This window comes from Megasphaera sp. DJF_B143 (genome assembly GCF_900320625.1).
Taxonomy (GTDB): Bacteria; Bacillota; Negativicutes; order Veillonellales; family Megasphaeraceae; genus Megasphaera; species Megasphaera hexanoica.
The window spans coordinates 1-16,905 of record NZ_ONTA01000168.1 but is presented as its reverse complement, the minus strand read 5'-3'; the positions used below and the strand labels follow the sequence as shown (position 1 = coordinate 16,905).

The window sequence follows — 16,905 nt, the reverse complement described above, 5'->3', positions numbered from 1 at the left end:
TATCATGGCGGCATCACCCACCGGCTCTTGTCTATTTTTTATCACAGCAGTGCCGATACGTCTGTATCCATGCGTATGGACATGTGGCTGGCGGCGTTGCAGATGGTGGCAGATCATCCGTTGCTGGGAATCGGCTGGGGGGCATTTAAATTCGTCTATCCTGTATACAATGAATTGATACAGCAGGCGGGTATTACCATTTTCCATGCCCACAACATGTACCTGAATATTCTGGCAGAAACAGGCATTGCCGGTTTCTGTGCGTTTGGCTGGCTCTTTTTTGGGGCGGGTGTCTGTGCGGTCCGCTTTTTACGCAAGCGTGGTGTACAGCCCCAGGACCGGGCTATGGCCCTGATGACGGCTGCGTCCATCCTGGCTGTAGCTATTAGCAGCTTCAGTGACTATGATTTATTTAGTACCCAGATATCACTTACTCTCTGGTTCCTCTTGGGCCTCTTTTCAAATATGCGTGAAGAATATGGGAAAAGAGAGAAAAAAAGTTTGCGAAATAATTCACAATAAGATATAATTAAACGTGAAGTGTTAGCACATTCATCTGATTTTATATCAGTGTGTAACGAGATAGAGAGTGGGGAGGTTCTGCCCATGAGACAGAAAAAGGCGATATCCGATGCAGTCATCGAACGGCTGCCGTTGTATTATCGGGATTTATTGTTGCTGCAGGATGCCGGTATAGATATCATTTCATCGGAAAAGCTTGGCGAACGGCTGGGAATTACACCGGAACAGATACGGAAAGATCTGACCTGTTTTGGCGCCTTTGGCAAGAAAGGTGTCGGCTATTATGTGAGCGAACTCTGTCAGCAGATTGTGGAAATCATCGGTCTGCAGCAGCATTGGAAAATCGGTATTGCCGGTATCGGTCATCTGGGCTGGGCCCTGGCGAATTACAAGACCTTTGGCCGTCTGGGATTTAGGACGATGGGGCTCTTTGATGTGGACCACCGCATTATCGGTCAGAATGTAGGCGGTGTCGTAGTCACGCCTATTTCAGAAATGGAAGAAGTCGTACGACGGGAAGGTATCCAGATCGGCATCATTACGACTCCTGCCGCTGTGGCACAGCAGGTAGCGGATCAGATGGTAGCTGCCGGCATCAAAGGCATCCTTTCCTTTGCCCCGCTGCGCCTGAACGTGCCGGACCGTATATTCGTATTCCGAGAAGATTTATCCATCGGCCTGAGCCGGATTTCCTATTATCTGACAAATAAGCCCCAGGAATGAGCATAACGGAATTATGCATACATAAACGGATCTGTCGTACAAGGCCAGATCCGTTTTAAGTTTGCAGTGGATGACTAAAAAATTAAAGTCATCTTCTATAAACTACAAGCTCCGTACTGCAAACTATGTAAAAAGAACCACGCATGATGGTAGAAAAAACTTCATGCGTGGTTCTTTTTATGTCATCGCTCCAGACGCAGGTTTTCTTTAAACGCATTCTGCGCCTTCTGGTCTGTAATATACCCTTGTTCGGCCATCAGCGTCAGAACGATTTTCTGGCGGTTGCGGGCCGCTTCGTAATTTTCCAGGGGATTGTAATAGCTCGGTGCCTGGAGAAGACCGGCCAGCAGGGAAGACTGGGCCAGCGTCAGGTATTCCGGTTTTTTATTGAAATAGATGCGGCTGGCCTGCTCGATTCCCGTCGCATTTGCGCCGAAGTACGCTGTGTTCAGATAGATTTCCAGTATTTCATCCTTGCTGTAATTCCGTTCCAGGAGGATGGACAGAATCAGTTCCTGTGCCTTGCGGGTCAGGGTGCGTTCCTGTGTGAGAAACGTGTTTTTGACGACCTGCTGGCTGATGGAGCTGCCTCCTTCCATTGTCCTGCCGGAGTTGAAATTCACTATGACTGCCCGGGCGATACCGATAGGGTCGATGGCCCCGTGTTCATAAAAGCGCCGGTCCTCTGTAGCGACGACGGCTTCTTTCAGACTTTTGGGCATGGCAGCGCTGGCGACATACACGGGAATTTTTTTCCGGTGTTCTTCCATGGCAGCGTGGAAATGCAGATAAGGATACAGCTTTTCGGTTATGCCCGTGTCAGGCAGGGATACGAAGCTGTGCTGTTCAGTTTTGCTGGCAGATGCCGGCTGTGCTGTCTTTGGCGTGTCGGCGATGATGTTCCAGGCAGCACAGATGATAAAGGCGATAATAAATATGAAAAGATATTTTTTTTTCATAGAGCCTCCTGATATAGTCATATTGTATCATACCCACAGGGGAAAATGCCAGTTTATTGCCTGTCCGGGCTTGTTTTACCTGCAGCCTGATGCCAGAAAAAACTCATTGAAAATTTTTTATACAAAATACTTGCATATTTTTGCGAATGGTTGTATACTATCACACGTAGACAGTTGAAAGACACAAATTGCTGATGTTTAGAGGAGGAACCGATTATGAGTGAAATTAAAAAAATCGTGTTAGCATATTCTGGTGGTTTGGATACATCCTGCATTATTCCCTGGCTGAAAGAAAATTATCCCGGTGCGGAAGTTATTGCAGCCTGTGCCGATGTAGGACAGCCTGACGACTTTGAAGCTATTGAAAAGAAAGCCATCAAATCGGGCGCATCCAAAGCTTATATTATGGATATTAAGAAAGAATTCATGGAAGACTATGTATGGCCCTGTGTCAAAGCTGATGCCGTATATGAAGGAAAGTATCTCCTGGGCACCTCCTTTGCACGGCCGCTTATTTCCAAGAAGCTCGTCGAAATCGCTAAAAAAGAAGGCGCCGACGCTATTGCCCATGGTGCAACCGGCAAAGGCAACGACCAGGTACGGTTTGAACTGACCGTCAAGGCTCTGGCTCCGGAAATCAAACTGATTGCTCCCTGGAGAATCTGGGATCTCAAATCGCGGGAAGACGAAATCAAATATGCAGAAGCACATAACGTTCCTGTCGATTACAAATCGGAAGAAAATCCCTATCCGTACAGCATGGACTGGAATATCTGGCATCTGAGCCATGAAGGCGACGATCTGGAAAATCCGGCCAATGCCCCGAAAGATATGGTATACATGGTCACGACACAGCCGGAAAAAGCACCGGATACGCCGGAATACGTCGAACTCACTTTTGAAAAAGGGATTCCCGTAGCCGTCAACGGCAAAAAGATGGATGCTCTCGAACTGATCACGACCCTCAATGCCATCGGTGCCAAGAACGGCATCGGCATCGTAGACCTCGTAGAAAACCGTCTCGTAGGCCTGAAGAGCCGTGGCATTTATGAAAACCCGGGCGGTGCCATCATCATGTATGCCCACAGAGAATTGGAATATCTGACACTGGACAGAGCTACGTATCACTTCAAGGAACACGTTGCCAATAAATACGCTGAACTCGTATACGACGGCAGGTGGTTCTCCCCGCTCCGCGAAGCACTGGCTGCGTTCGTCGATGAAACGCAGAAGACCTGCAGCGGCACGGTAAAATTGAAATTGTATAAAGGCAATATCATCAGTGCTGGTTCTTCGTCGCCCTATTCTCTCTACAGTGAAGAATATGTCACCTTCGGTGAAGACGATGTATACGACCAGAAAGATGCCGGCGGCTTCATCAACCTCTTTGGTCTGCCGCTGACCATGCGTGCTCTGATGATGCAGAAGAACGAAAAGAAGAACAAATAAGGAGCGATTTTCTGATGAAGTTATGGGGTGGCCGGTTTACGAAGGCAACGGATAAAAATGTAGAAGCATTCAATGCATCCATTCAGTTTGATTGCCGTATGTATGCAGAAGATATCTGCGGCAGCATCGCTCATGCGACGATGCTGGCTCGTCAGGGGATTATCTCTGATGCGGATAAAGATGCTATCGTAAACGGACTGAAACAGATATTTGAACAGATTGAGCATGATGAATTCGAATTTTCCATTGAGCTGGAAGATATTCACATGAATATAGAAAAGCGGCTGACTGATGCCATCGGCGAAGCAGGCAAGCGCCTGCATACCGGCCGCAGCCGCAATGACCAGGTAGCGCTCGATACGCATCTGTACCTGCGCCGGGAAATTGCCGATGTGGCAGGGCTGCTCATCCAGCTGCAGCAATCCATCGTGAAAGCGGCGGAAAAATATAGCGATGTCATCATGCCGGGGTACACGCATTTGCAGCGGGCTCAGCCAATCTTGTTCAGTCATCACCTCATGGCGTATTTTTCCATGCTGTCCCGTGATTTTGAGCATCTGCAGTTTGCCTGGAACATGGCCGACCGGATGCCTCTCGGGGCGGGGGCACTGGCAGGGACGACCTATCCCCTGGACCAGCCGTATGTTGCCGATGTACTCCATTTCGGTAAATTGTATGATAACAGTATGGATGCTGTCAGTGACCGCGATTATATCATTGCTTTCCTGGAATTTGCCGCTGTCCTCATGATGCACCTGAGCCGTCTTTCCGAAGAGTTCATTCTCTGGTCCAGCTCGGAATTCAAGTTCATCGAACTTGACGATTCCCATTGCACCGGTTCTTCTATCATGCCGCAGAAGAAGAATCCCGATATCTGTGAACTCGTCCGCGGCAAAACGGGCCGCTTCTATGGCCATCTCATGGCAGTACTGACCATGATGAAGGGAATCCCCATGGCCTATGATAAGGATATGCAGGAAGATAAAGAAGGCGTTTTTGATGCCATTGATAATCTGAAGTTTGCCCTGACTATCTATGCGGCGATGATTGATAAGATGACTGTCAATGGCAAACACATGCGGGATGTCCTGGAAAAAGATTTTTCCAATGCAACCGATATGGCCGATTACCTGGCTAAGAAGGGACTGCCCTTCCGCGAAGCCCATGCCGTCGTCGGCAAAGCCGTGCATTACTGCATTGAACACAGCAAGGTGCTGCAGCAGCTCAGCCTGGAAGAACTGCAGGCCATGAGCCCGCTCTTTGAACAGGATATTCATCATTATCTCGATATCGAAACCTGTGTGGCCCAGCGCCGTACCTACAACGGAACGGCACCGGAATCGGTGGCCCGTCAGATTGCTTCAGGAAAGGCCGTCGTAACAGGAGAAGAAGGACAGCTCCAATCATGGAATTCTGTGGTTTCCTCTGTCTATGAGTTAATCAAATAAACACAGCAACGAAAGACTGCCGTCCTCAACAGGGAACGGCAGTCTTTCGTTTTCTGCGGCAGGAACGGGATTCTTTTTAAAAGACGGCCGGGTGAAATTTTTACTAGTCACTATGACTGAAATAATGTATAATAGATAAGTATGAATAAAAAAGAAACATTTTGCATCCAGAAAGGAGGGGCGTAGGAATGACTAATGTGGTACAAACGACACTGGCCCAGCCGGTTTCATACAGTGGTATCGGCCTGCATGCTGCCAATGAAGTCCACATGGTATTGCGCCCGGCCCCGGCTGACACGGGGATTGTATTTGTCAGGACAGACCTGGCAGATAGGCCATCGGTACCTGCACAGTTAGCCTATGTGACCAATACCATGAGGGCGACGACACTGGAACGGGGAGAAGCCAAAGTATTTACGGTAGAACATCTGCTTTCGGCATTGCAGGGCATGGCTGTCGATAATTGTATTGTAGAAATGGATTCTGTTGAACCGCCTGTAGCGGACGGAAGCAGCCTGACCTTTGTCAGACTGATTGAAAAGGCCGGTATACGGAATCTGGATACACCGCGGCATGTTCTGGCTGTGCGCCGGCAGCATCTCGTGCAGGAAGAAGATAAATTCATTGCCGTTCTTCCCTATGACGGATTCCGCATTACCTTTACTTCTATCAATCCTCATCCGATGCTGGGAGTACAGTTCAGCGATACAGAAATTACCAAGGAAAACTATATCCGCGATATAGCTTTTGCCCGTACTATTGCCTTTACCAGAGAATTGGATATGCTGAAAAAGCTGGGACTTGGAAAAGGCGGTACTCTGGAAAATACGATTGTTTATGATGATACAGCGTGCTTGTCCGTGTTGCGGAGCGACGATGAACTGGTCCGGCACAAAGTCCTGGATGTCATTGGGGACATGGCTCTCCTGGGCCGGCCTTTGAAAGGACATATCATCGCTGTCAAATCGAGTCATAAATTGAATAATATGCTGGCGCGACAGATCAGTGAAGAAATGAATTAAGGGAGGAATTTACAGATGGCAATCGAAAAAACATTAGAAGTAACGGATATCATGGAAATATTACCACACCGCTATCCGATGCTGCTCGTTGACCGTATTATTGAACTCGAACCGATGAAGTACGCTATTGGCATTAAGAATGCAACCTTTGACGAACAGTTTTTCCAGGGACATTTTCCGGGAAAACCGGTCATGCCCGGTGTACTCTTGGCTGAAGCGATGGCTCAGGTAGGCGGCGTAGCCCTTTTGTATCCGGAAGAAAACCGTGGGCTCATTCCTTTTTTTACAGGGATTGATAAACTCCGTTTCCGTCATCCCGTCCGTCCCGGCGATCAGATCGTCATGCGGGCGGATATCGTAAAAATCAAGGGCCGTATGGGAAAAGTCAAGGCCCAGTCCCACGTAGGGGACATTCTGTGCGCAGAAGGGGAATATCTCTTTGCCCTGATGCCGGGACAGGAACCGAGAAAATAAGAAATTGGCCGGATTAACGCAGAATTTGCAGAAAAAAAGTGGATAGAAGAGATAATACGATATAATCATACTTTTTTTACGGTTATATTTTGTATGGCCTTTCCAGATTTTATATTATATTACTATAATTTTTTATGCACCTGTCTGTCAGGCAGGGTAGCAAGGAGTGACTCTAATGACCGAGGAAAAAGAAAACATGCCGCAGAGCATGATCCATCCAACGGCTATTATAGATCCACAAGCAGAAATCGGTCCTGGCGTGAAAATAGGTCCTTATGCTGTCATCGGCCCTCATGTAAAAATCGGGGCTGGTACGGAGGTCATGGCCCACGTTACCATTGACGGCTGAACGACGATAGGCGAAAACTGCCGTTTCTTCCCGAGCTGTTCTATTGGGTCGGAACCACAGGATTTAAAATATCATGGTGAAAAGAGTTATCTGATCATTGGTGACCGGTCTGTTTTCCGTGAATTTGTAACGGTCAGCACAGCGACTGGCGAAGGCGAAGAAACGCGCATCGGCAGTGACTGCCTTTTCCAGGCATGTACCCATGTAGCTCACAACTGCGTCGTAGGAAATCATGTCATCATGAGCAACTGTGCCGGTCTGGCCGGTCATGTCACTGTAGAAGACCGGGTTGTCATCGGCGGCATTGCTGGTGTCCACCAGTTCGTCAAAGTTGGCCGCAACAGCATGATTGGCGGTCTGGCAAAGGTCGTGCAGGATATTCCGCCTTTTGTCATCGCTGATGGCCAGCCTGCCCGCGTCATCGGGCTCAACAGCGTCGGCCTTTCCCGGGCTGGCATGTCTGATGATGTACGGCGTGAATTAAAAAAAGCTTTCCGCATCCTCTATCGTTCCGGACTGAATCTGGGACAGGCGATTGCCGAGATGGAACAAGAGCTGGATAGCTGCGAAGAAGTGGAACATCTGCTGCGCTTCCTGCGCAATGCCGAACGGGGTATTATGCGGGGAACCAAAGATTGAACATGTATGAGGGCAGGTAAGGCTCGGCCTTGCCGCCCTTTTTTTATGGTGTTTCTTCATCGTGATGACAGGATACGTGTTTTTTTGGTATAATATACTGATGAGTTTTGATTATGTAGAATAAGGATGAGATATACATGGAAAAAGTAGGGTTACTGGCCGGAATCGGCAATCTTCCCGTGGCGTTTATGCGGGCTGCACAGCAGAGCGGCCATGCCGTAGTCGTCATTGCCGTCGTGCCTGATGTAGCGCCAGAACTGGCAAAAGAAGCCGATGTTTACTACGAAATCAATGTAGCCAAGCTCAATAAGATCATAAAGACACTGCGCAGTCATGACGTAGATAAAGTCACGATGATAGGGAAAGTGACAAAGGAAATCCTCTTCAAAGGACTGAAGATGCCTGACATGCGGGCGTTGAAATTACTGGGACGCCTGCGCAACCGGAAAGACGATACGATTATGCTGGCTATCGTCGATGAACTGGCCAGAGATGGTATTGAAGTCGTTGATCAGACGCAGTATCTGAAGCCCCTTATGCCCTGTGCCGGCGTATTATCTAAACGGCCGCCGACGGAGGAAGAATCGGATGATATCCGCTTTGGCTTTGTCACGGCCAAAGCCATGGGCGGCATGGATATAGGACAGACGGTAGTCGTAAAGCACAAAGCCGTCATGGCCGTGGAAGCTATTGAAGGGACCGATGCCTGCATCCTCCGTGGAGGTGCGCTGGGCCGGGGCCATGCCGTCGTCGTCAAAGTAGCCAAGCCCAATCAGGACCTGCGCTTCGATGTGCCGGCCGTGGGGATGACGACGCTCCGTAGCATGATAGAGAGCGGTTGTACCGTTCTGGCTATTGAGGCGGGGCGTACGCTGTTTGTCGAACAGGAACAGGTCCTGGCGGAGGCAGACCGGCGGGGCATATGCATTTGTGCCGTTGATAAGACGTATTGACAGGAGTCTCTATGAAAATTATGTTTTCAGCCGGTGAAGCATCGGGAGATATGCACGGTGCCAACCTGGCCCGGGCACTGAAGGAGCTGGATCCGGAAGTGGAACTGCTGGGCATGGGCGGATCCCGCATGGCAGAAGCCGGCGTACGCATTGTATACGATATTAAAAATCTGGGATTTATCGGCGTGGGAGAAATTATCCGCAAGATTCCCTTTTTCTTCCGCCTGCGGGACTTTCTTCTCGAAACGATGAGGAAAGAAAAGCCCGATGTACTAGTCTGTATCGATTATCCCGGATTTAATATGCGCCTCATCAAGAAGGCGCGGGAAGCCGGCATTCGTGTTATCTATTATATTCTTCCGACTATCTGGGCCTGGCATAAAAGCCGGGGAAAAGTCATAGCCGAAAATACCGATCTGGCTATTTCACTGTTTCCCTTTGAAGCGCGGTTGTATGAACAAATCGGCACTCATGTGGCCTATGCCGGCCACCCGCTGATCGATACGGTGCATCCGTCTATGACGCGGGAAGAAGCCATCCGCACCTTTGGCCTGGATGAGTCGAAACGGACTATCCTTCTCATGCCGGGCAGCCGTCTTCAGGAAGTTCGGAGCCTGCTGCCGGTCATGCTCGATGCGGCTGCCATCATAGCAGAACAAATACCGGACGTGCAGTTCCTGCTGCCGGAAGCTTCCACTATAGACCGGAGCCTTCTGGAAAGCCTGATTCCCCAGGACGGGCCGGCTGTCCACATCGCGGCAGAAGGCGTCTATGATATGATGCATATCAGTACGGCTGCCGTGGCCGCGTCGGGAACGGCTACGCTGGAGACGGCTCTCATGGGGCTTCCGACCCTGCTCATTTACCGTGTGGGGAATCTGACGTACTGGCTGTCGAAAGTACTCGTACACATTAAGAGCATCGGCCTGCCCAATATCATCATGGGACACCGTATCATGCCGGAACTCTGGCAGAATGAAGTGACGCCGGAAGCGATAGCCCGGGACATGATTCACCTGCTGACGGACGAACAGGCATGGCAGAAGCGCCATGAAGCCATGCTGGCTGTGCGCAGGGAAATGGGAGAGCCCGGGGCTGTCCGTCGCACGGCTGCTACTATTTTACAATTTGTTAAGGAGAATTCTACTGCATGAAGCAATATAATAGCTGGCAAAGCTATAAAAGACTGTTACGTTTCGTACTTCCCTATAAAAAAAGACTGGTTGTAGCCGTCATCTGCATGGCCTTTTCCGGCCTGAGCAACGTCGTCGTGCCCTGGCTGATCAAGGACGTCATCGATAAGGTACTGGCTAATAAAGACGTATTTACCCTTAACCTCATCGTCATCGGAATCCTGGCACTGTTCTTTGCCAGAGGCTTTTTCTATTTTGGCCAGCGATACCTCATGAGCTTTGTCGGACAGAAAATTGTCAACGATATCCGTGAGGCCTTGTACCGCCATTTACAGACACTGTCCCTGTCGTATTTCGACAAGCGCAAGACCGGCAATATCATGAGCAATCTGACCAACGACGTCACGGCACTGCAGACGGCCATTGCCGGCAACCTCATTTCCTTTGTTCAGGAAGCGGTCATCCTCGTAGGCTCCCTCGCTTCCATGCTGTACCTGTATTGGAAGCTGACCCTGCTGACGCTGGTTATCGTTCCCCTCGTTGTCTTTACCATCCGTTTCTTTGGCGGGCGGCTGCGCCAGGCCGGGCATAAAGTCCAGGGGAAAATGGCCGATATTACGGCCCTTCTGGAAGAAGCGATTTCCGGCATCCGCATTATCCGCTCTTTTAACCGGGAAGAGTTTGAAATCAAGCGCTTTGTCGTACAGAATGACAGCAATTTCTGGGCTCTCATGGCGACGACGCGGCTGACGGCTATGCTGACGCCCTTTATCCAGTTCTTTGCCGCCATCGCCGTGACCGGTATCATCTGGTACGGCGGCATGAGCGTCATCAACGGAGAAATGACGGCCGGCGCGCTCATCGCCTTCCTGATTTATGCCATCAACCTGGCAAATCCCGTACGCCGTATCAGTGAAATTTACGGTGATATCCAGAAATCACTGGCCGCTGCGGACCGTGTCTTTGAAACCCTCGATACGGAACCGGAAGTTAAGGAAAAAGACGATGCTGTCGAACTTCCGCGCGTAGAGGGCCATGTCTGCTTTCATCACGTGGACTTTGCCTATGATGCGGATCATCCGGCCCTGACGGATTTTAATCTGGAAATCCAGCCGGGCGAAATCGTTGCCCTCGTCGGTCCCAGCGGGGCCGGCAAATCGACGGTGGCCAATCTCCTGCCACGGTTTTACGATGTGACCGGTGGTTCTCTGACTATCGACGGTACGGATGTACGCGATGTGACCTTCCAATCTCTGCGGCAGCAGATTGGCCTGGTCCCGCAGGAAACGATGCTGTTCAACGCTACCGTCCGGGAAAATATCCTGTACGGCCGCCTCGACGCGACTGATGATGAAATCGTCCGGGCTGCCAAAGCGGCTAATGCCCACGAATTCATTTCACGACTGCCCGATGGCTATGACACTATCGTCGGTGACCGCGGCAACGCCCTTTCCGGTGGCCAGCGCCAGCGTATCGCCATTGCCCGTGCCATTTTGAAAGATCCGCGCATCCTCATCCTCGATGAAGCGACATCGGCTCTTGATACGGAATCAGAAAAAATTGTCCAGGCGGCACTGGAACGGCTCATGCAGGGCCGTACGTCCGTCGTCATTGCCCATCGCCTGAGCACCGTACGCGATGCCGACAAAATCGTCGTCATCGATCACGGACGAATCGTTGAAGAAGGAACGCATGCAGAGTTACTGGCCAGAGGCGGCCTGTACGCTCATTTGTATGCCGTGCAGTTTAAAGAAAAAGCGGAAGGTTGAAAACTATGTTAAATCGCCTGCGTGTCAAATCGATGTACTGGCTGTATAATATCCTGCTTCTCATGTATTGGGCGTCTCTCATTCCTGTGCTCATCTACCGCCTCATACATGAAGAAGGATTTTATCAGCGCATCAAACAGAGCATCGGTTTTCTGCCAGATGAGCTGAAGAAAAAAATATCAGACCGGCACGCCATCTGGGTCCATGCGGCTTCGGTCGGCGAAATCGTGGCAGCCAGCCCGATTGTGCGGGAAATGCGGAAAGAACATCCCCAGGAAGTCATCATCGTTTCTGTCGTCACGGCGACGGGATTCCGCATGGCCCATCAGATCATAGACGGGGCAGACGGCATCCTGTATTTTCCCCTGGATCTGCCTTACCTGACCGGCCGTATCCTTAATATCGTCAACCCCAAAATCATCGTTCTCGTGGAAACGGAAATCTGGCCGAATTTTCTGCGCATAGCCAACCGCAAGAAAATCCCCATCATGATGATGAATGGCCGTATCAGTCAGCGCAGTGTTTCCCGGTACCGGTTGATTACCTTTTTTACCTGTCATGTTTTGTCGTCCATCCGTATTTTCTGTATGCAGAGCCGGATTGACGCCCAGTATATCATCGACATCGGAGCCGATCCCAATAAGGTCATCGTGACGGGCAATACGAAATACGATCAGACTTATGGCATCGTGACGCCGGAAGAAAAGAAGAAATTCCTGGCTGAGCTGGGATTTTCGGAAAGCGATTATCCTATTATGATTGCCGGCAGTACCCACAAGGGAGAAACGGGATCCGTCTACAAGGCCTTTTCTGCCATACGGGAAAAACATCCGAAGGCCCGTCTGATCATCGCCCCCCGCTACATTTACCAGTCTGACCTGGTGCGGGAAGAAGGACGGAAATATGGCATCACCATGGCCAAACGCAGTGAAATGAAAGCAGGAAAGAAGATGGACGGTCCCTATGAAGGCGTCATTCTCGATACCATTGGCGAACTGGGGCGGGTATACAGCCTGGGCGATCTGGTATTCGTCGGCGGCAGCCTGGCCCATATAGGAGGACATAATATACTTGAACCGGCAGCTCATGCCAAACCGATCGTCGTCGGCCCCAATATGTTCAATTTTGTGGAAATTTACGACCTGCTGAGCAGCCGTGGCGCCTGTATCATGGTCAAAAATGAAGAAGAATTCATCAGGACCTGTGTGCGCATCGTCGATGACCGGCAGATGGCCGAAAATATGAAACGTCACTGTATTGAAATCGTACAGGAAAATCAGGGGGCGACGCGCCGCAATCTGGCGGAACTGCAAAAAATACTGGATGACCTTCACGCCTGGAGATGATGTCATGTCTATCTACAGTAAAATAGCAGCCTATATGGGATATCTCATGGCAGATACCCCCCATAGCTGGAAAGACGGCCCTGTGCTGGCAATCCTTTCCGGTCTTTCGGTGCTCTATGGCTGGGGCGTACGGCGCCGGTACCAAGCTTATGTATCTCACCCGGAAAAGCAGGCCCATCTGTCAGTCCCGGTCATCAGTCTGGGGAATATCACTGCCGGCGGGACTGGAAAGACACCTACGGCATGCTACCTGGCCAGATGGCTGTGCCGGAAGGGATATAAGCCGGCCCTTCTGAACAGGGGATACCGCTCTCAGGCTGAAAAAGGAGCGGCGGTCATGTCCGACGGTGAGCATATCCTGCTAAATGCCCGTGCTGGCGGCGATGAGGCCCTGCTCATGGCCCGCAGCCTTCCCGGCGTTCCCGTCCTGGTCGGAAGGGAACGGGCCCGTACAGGCCAGATGGCAGTCCGCATGCTGGGAGCGCAGGTGCTGCTCCTCGACGACGCCTTTCAGCACTGGCAGCTGGCCCGGGATCTGGATATCGTCCTCATCGACAGCACCAATCCTTTTGGTAACGGTCATCTCCTTCCCAGAGGAATCCTGCGGGAGCCGATGGAACATCTCCGGCGGGCCGGGTTCTTCATCCTGACCAAATCAGATTTATGCAGCCGCGAGGAAAAAGAGAAAATCTGCCAGACCCTGCGGAAATATAACGAGACGGCCCCTGTAGCCGAAGCGGTTCATCAGCCGGCCTGGTGTATTTCCTTCAAAGACTGGTATGAAGGCCGGAAAGACCGGCATGGCTGCAGCCAGCTTACGGTGGGGGCGACAGTAACTGCCGTATCGGCCCTGGGAAATCCCGCCTCCTTTGAAGCGACGGTCTGCGCCTGCGGATACCATCTGGGTGACCGTATCCGCTATGATGACCATCATCCCTATACCGCTGCGGATATACGGATGATGGAAGAAAAGGCCGCCCAATGCGGATCCGTACTGGTAACGACGGAAAAAGATGCCGTCAAACTGCCGGCATCGGATATACTGGAACGACAGGTCCCGCTATGGGTACTGGGTATAGAAATAGTGATCTGCAAAGGAGAAGAAGCTTTGCAGACCTGTATTCTCAATCATATAGGAGGAACGACATGAACTTTATCTGCATCATTCCCGCACGGTTTGCTTCGACGCGTCTTCCGGGCAAACCCCTGGCGGATATTGCTGGCAAACCGCTGATCCAGCGCGTATATGAACAGGCCGCAAAGGCCGGGAAAGTATCTTCCGTCGTAGTGGCCGTCGATAATCCCCGCGTATATGATACGGTCGTCACCTTTGGCGGCCATGCCGTCATGACCCGGGAAGACCATGCCAACGGTACGGATCGACTGGCAGAAGCGGTGGGGCATTACCCCGACGCCGATGTCATCGTGAACGTTCAGGGGGATGAACCGCTCATCACGCCAGAAGTCATCGATGCCCTGTGCCAGACCTTTGAAGAAGACGATTCTCTCATGATGGCGACGGTGGCGACGCCGCTCAAAGAAGACGAGTATGACGATCCCAGCGCGGTGAAAGTCGTCATGAACAAGCGGAACGAAGCCATGTATTTTTCCCGTTCCCTCATTCCTTATCCCCGTCATCCCTTCCATGATGCCGTACGGCCGTACAAGCATATCGGCATTTACGCATACCGCCGGGATTTCCTGCTGCAGTATGCTTCTATGGAACCGACACCGGCAGAAGAAGTAGAATCGTTGGAACAGTTGCGCGTTTTGGAAAATGGCTATAAGATAAAAGTTATCACGACAGAGCAAGAATTTATCGGCATCGATACGCCGGAAGATCTGGAACATATCCGTGAATATTTTGCAAAGGAGTCCCAATCATGAAAGCAGTACAGGTAGGAAACAGGCAAATCGGCGGTGACGGCAGACTATTCGTCATGGCCGGTCCCTGCGTCATAGAGGACCCGGAACGGGTGCTGCGCATCGGCAGAGAAATGAAAGCCATCTGCAGCCGTCTCGGCCTTCCCTATATATTCAAAGCTTCTTTTGATAAAGCTAACCGTTCGAGCTGGAAATCGTTCCGCGGCCCGGGCCTTACAGAAGGGCTGAAAATCCTCAAAGCCGTCAAGGAAGAATTACAGATACCCGTTGTCAGTGACATCCACGATGCCAGCCAGGCAGAACCGGCGGCAGAAGTCCTCGATATCCTGCAGATACCGGCTTTCCTCTGCCGGCAGACTGATTTGCTGCAGGCAGCGGCCCGCACGGGAAAATGTATCAACGTCAAAAAAGGGCAGTTCATGGCGCCGTCGGATATGAAAAACGTGGCAGAAAAAATCAGTCACGAAGGCAATGAAAACATCATTCTGACCGAACGGGGCGTATCCCTTGGCTATCACAATCTCGTCGTAGATATGCGCAGCTTCCCCATCATGCGTGAATTCGGCTATCCTGTCGTCTTTGATGCTACCCACAGCGTCCAGCTGCCCGGCGGAGCCGGTACCCATTCTTCCGGCCAGCGCCAGTTCATTGGCAACCTGGCCAGAGCGGCGGCTGGTTCCGGCATCGACGGCGTATTCATGGAAGTACATGACAATCCGGAAGAAGCGCTTTGCGATGGTCCTAACATGCTCTATCTGACACAGGTAGAAGGGCTGCTGCGTGATATGATGGCTATCAAGGCCATTGCCGATAAAAGCGCGTCTACGGCCATGAAATAATAACAGAGGTGAAAGACATGGATATATTACAAGAAGCAAAAGATGTATTGCAGCAGGAAGCGAGAGGCATTGAAAACCTGATTCCCAAACTGGACCAGAATTTTGTCAATGCCATCAATCTGATTATGGAATCCAAAGGCCGCGTCGTCGTAACCGGCATGGGGAAATCCGGCCATATTGCCCGGAAGATTTCCGCCACCATGGCCAGCACGGGTACGCCGGCTATTTTCCTTCATCCCGGTGAAGCCATTCACGGCGATCTGGGGATGGTGACCGGCGACGATGTGGTCCTGGCCATTTCCAAGAGCGGTGAAACGCGGGAAGTACTGAATATGCTGCCCAGTCTGAAGCGCATCGGTGCAAAGGTTATCGCCATCGTCGGCGAACACAACTCGACACTGGCAAAGAATTCCGACGTCATCCTTGACGCTTCCGTAGAAAAAGAAGCCTGCCCGCTGGGACTGGCTCCGACGACGAGCACGACCGTGGCCCTGGCCCTGGGCGATGCCCTGGCAGTCGTCCTCCTTTCGTGCCATCATTTTACGAAAGACCAGTTTGCCATTTTCCATCCCGGTGGATCTCTGGGCCGCAAGCTGCTCCTGACCGTAGAAAACGTCATGCATAAAGGTGAAGATAATCCGGTCATCAGCGAAGACAGCACCGTCCAGGATGCCCTGTTCATGATGACCGAAAAAGGACTCGGTGCCGTATCGGTCGTCGATGAAGATGGAGTCCTTATCGGCCTCGTGACCGATGGCGACGTACGGCGCGGGCTGGAAACGGGTTCCAATTTCCTGCAATGGCCCGTCGATGCTATGATGACCAAAAGTCCGCGCACCATTACCAATGACAAGCTGGCGGCCGAAGCCATGCACATCATGGAAAAGAATCAGCCCCGGCCTATTACGGTACTGCCAGTAGTAGATAAAGACCACAAGGCCGTCGGGATGATCCATCTGACCGATTTGCTGCGGCAGGGAGTGGTCTGATGAAATACCTGACACAGATAAAACTGCTGGCCCTCGATGTCGATGGCGTCCTGACCGACGGCATTATCTACTACAGCCCGGCGGGAGATGCCATGAAAGGCTTTTCTGCCCGCGATGGCATGGGAATTTCCCTGGCCCGTATGGCCGGGCTGAAAACGGCGTTGATTACAGGGCGCAGATCCCCTATGGTAGAACAGCGGGCCAAGGACCTGCATATCGATTATGTTATCCAGGATGCCCGGGATAAACTTCAGGCCCTGCGCCAGCTGTGCAGGGAAACGGGCATTGCCATGGAAGAAGTATCCTACATGGGCGATGATCTGAATGACATTTCTCTTATCCGCAACGTCGGTTTCGGTGCCGCTCCCTGTGACGGTTGTGAAGAAGCCTGCAAGGCAGCCGCCTTC

The 16,905-nt window shown here is 51.3% G+C and carries 16 protein-coding genes and 1 pseudogene; 16 read left to right on the top strand and 1 reads right to left on the bottom strand.

What is annotated here, in order from left to right:
• Together DBO31_RS05150 and DBO31_RS05145 are read left to right on the top strand one after the other, a co-directional pair.
• On the top strand, window positions 1-522 hold a 522-nt coding region (locus DBO31_RS05150), incomplete at its 5' end, for an O-antigen ligase (RefSeq protein WP_200817463.1).
• Window positions 523-606: 84 nt separating this feature from the next.
• Window positions 607-1,245: a redox-sensing transcriptional repressor Rex gene (locus tag DBO31_RS05145; RefSeq protein ID WP_059076766.1), complete on the top strand. Its 639-nt coding sequence runs from the start codon at window positions 607-609 to the stop codon at window positions 1,243-1,245.
• Window positions 1,246-1,427: 182 nt separating this feature from the next.
• Here DBO31_RS05145 and DBO31_RS05140 read toward each other — a convergent pair whose 3' ends face one another.
• A complete protein-coding gene (locus tag DBO31_RS05140; protein WP_113855457.1) occupies window positions 1,428-2,204 on the bottom strand; it encodes a transglycosylase domain-containing protein in 777 nt (258 codons plus the stop codon).
• Window positions 2,205-2,420: 216 nt separating this feature from the next.
• Here DBO31_RS05140 and DBO31_RS05135 point away from each other — a divergent pair, with 216 nt between their 5' ends.
• From DBO31_RS05135 to DBO31_RS05070, 14 genes and pseudogenes are all read left to right on the top strand, one after another.
• On the top strand, window positions 2,421-3,653 hold the full coding sequence (locus tag DBO31_RS05135; RefSeq protein WP_150824600.1) for an argininosuccinate synthase: 1,233 nt from the start codon (window positions 2,421-2,423) through the stop codon (window positions 3,651-3,653).
• Between the two features lie 14 nt (window positions 3,654-3,667).
• Entirely contained in the window at window positions 3,668-5,101 is a 1,434-nt protein-coding gene (argH, locus tag DBO31_RS05130) for an argininosuccinate lyase (RefSeq protein ID WP_150824599.1), read from the top strand.
• A 188-nt stretch (window positions 5,102-5,289) separates the two neighbouring features.
• Window positions 5,290-6,123 (top strand): UDP-3-O-acyl-N-acetylglucosamine deacetylase, encoded by an 834-nt coding sequence (lpxC, locus tag DBO31_RS05125; RefSeq protein ID WP_059076770.1) that lies wholly within the window; start codon window positions 5,290-5,292, stop codon window positions 6,121-6,123.
• A gap of 15 nt (window positions 6,124-6,138) precedes the next feature.
• The gene (fabZ, locus tag DBO31_RS05120) at window positions 6,139-6,597 is read left to right on the top strand and encodes a 3-hydroxyacyl-ACP dehydratase FabZ (protein WP_059076771.1); all 459 of its coding nucleotides are present in this window, start codon (window positions 6,139-6,141) and stop codon (window positions 6,595-6,597) included.
• 175 nt (window positions 6,598-6,772) lie between these two features.
• Window positions 6,773-7,585 (top strand): annotated as a pseudogene (gene lpxA / locus DBO31_RS05115) (acyl-ACP--UDP-N-acetylglucosamine O-acyltransferase).
• Window positions 7,586-7,722: 137 nt separating this feature from the next.
• Entirely contained in the window at window positions 7,723-8,538 is an 816-nt protein-coding gene (locus DBO31_RS05110; protein WP_113855461.1) for an LpxI family protein, read from the top strand.
• An 11-nt stretch (window positions 8,539-8,549) separates the two neighbouring features.
• On the top strand, window positions 8,550-9,692 hold the full coding sequence (gene lpxB / locus DBO31_RS05105) for a lipid-A-disaccharide synthase (RefSeq protein WP_075582013.1): 1,143 nt from the start codon (window positions 8,550-8,552) through the stop codon (window positions 9,690-9,692).
• Window positions 9,689-11,440: a lipid A export permease/ATP-binding protein MsbA gene (gene msbA / locus DBO31_RS05100; protein ID WP_075582014.1), complete on the top strand. Its 1,752-nt coding sequence runs from the start codon at window positions 9,689-9,691 to the stop codon at window positions 11,438-11,440. The genes lpxB and msbA overlap by 4 nt, the downstream gene beginning before the upstream one ends.
• A 32-nt stretch (window positions 11,441-11,472) precedes the next feature.
• Window positions 11,473-12,786 carry a 3-deoxy-D-manno-octulosonic acid transferase gene (locus tag DBO31_RS05095; protein ID WP_150824601.1) on the top strand — a complete coding sequence of 438 codons (1,314 nt, stop codon included), beginning with the start codon at window positions 11,473-11,475 and terminating at the stop codon, window positions 12,784-12,786.
• Window positions 12,787-12,790: 4 nt separating this feature from the next.
• On the top strand, window positions 12,791-13,936 hold the full coding sequence (lpxK, locus tag DBO31_RS05090) for a tetraacyldisaccharide 4'-kinase (protein ID WP_113855463.1): 1,146 nt from the start codon (window positions 12,791-12,793) through the stop codon (window positions 13,934-13,936).
• Window positions 13,933-14,673 carry a 3-deoxy-manno-octulosonate cytidylyltransferase gene (gene kdsB, locus DBO31_RS05085; protein WP_059076777.1) on the top strand — a complete coding sequence of 247 codons (741 nt, stop codon included), beginning with the start codon at window positions 13,933-13,935 and terminating at the stop codon, window positions 14,671-14,673. Before lpxK ends, kdsB begins: the two co-directional genes overlap by 4 nt.
• On the top strand, window positions 14,670-15,509 hold the full coding sequence (kdsA, locus tag DBO31_RS05080) for a 3-deoxy-8-phosphooctulonate synthase (protein WP_059076778.1): 840 nt from the start codon (window positions 14,670-14,672) through the stop codon (window positions 15,507-15,509). Before kdsB ends, kdsA begins: the two co-directional genes overlap by 4 nt.
• 17 nt (window positions 15,510-15,526) lie before the next feature.
• Entirely contained in the window at window positions 15,527-16,498 is a 972-nt protein-coding gene (locus tag DBO31_RS05075; RefSeq protein WP_059076779.1) for an SIS domain-containing protein, read from the top strand.
• On the top strand, window positions 16,498-16,905 hold a 408-nt coding region (locus DBO31_RS05070), incomplete at its 3' end, for an HAD family hydrolase (RefSeq protein ID WP_150824598.1). The genes DBO31_RS05075 and DBO31_RS05070, both read left to right, overlap by 1 nt.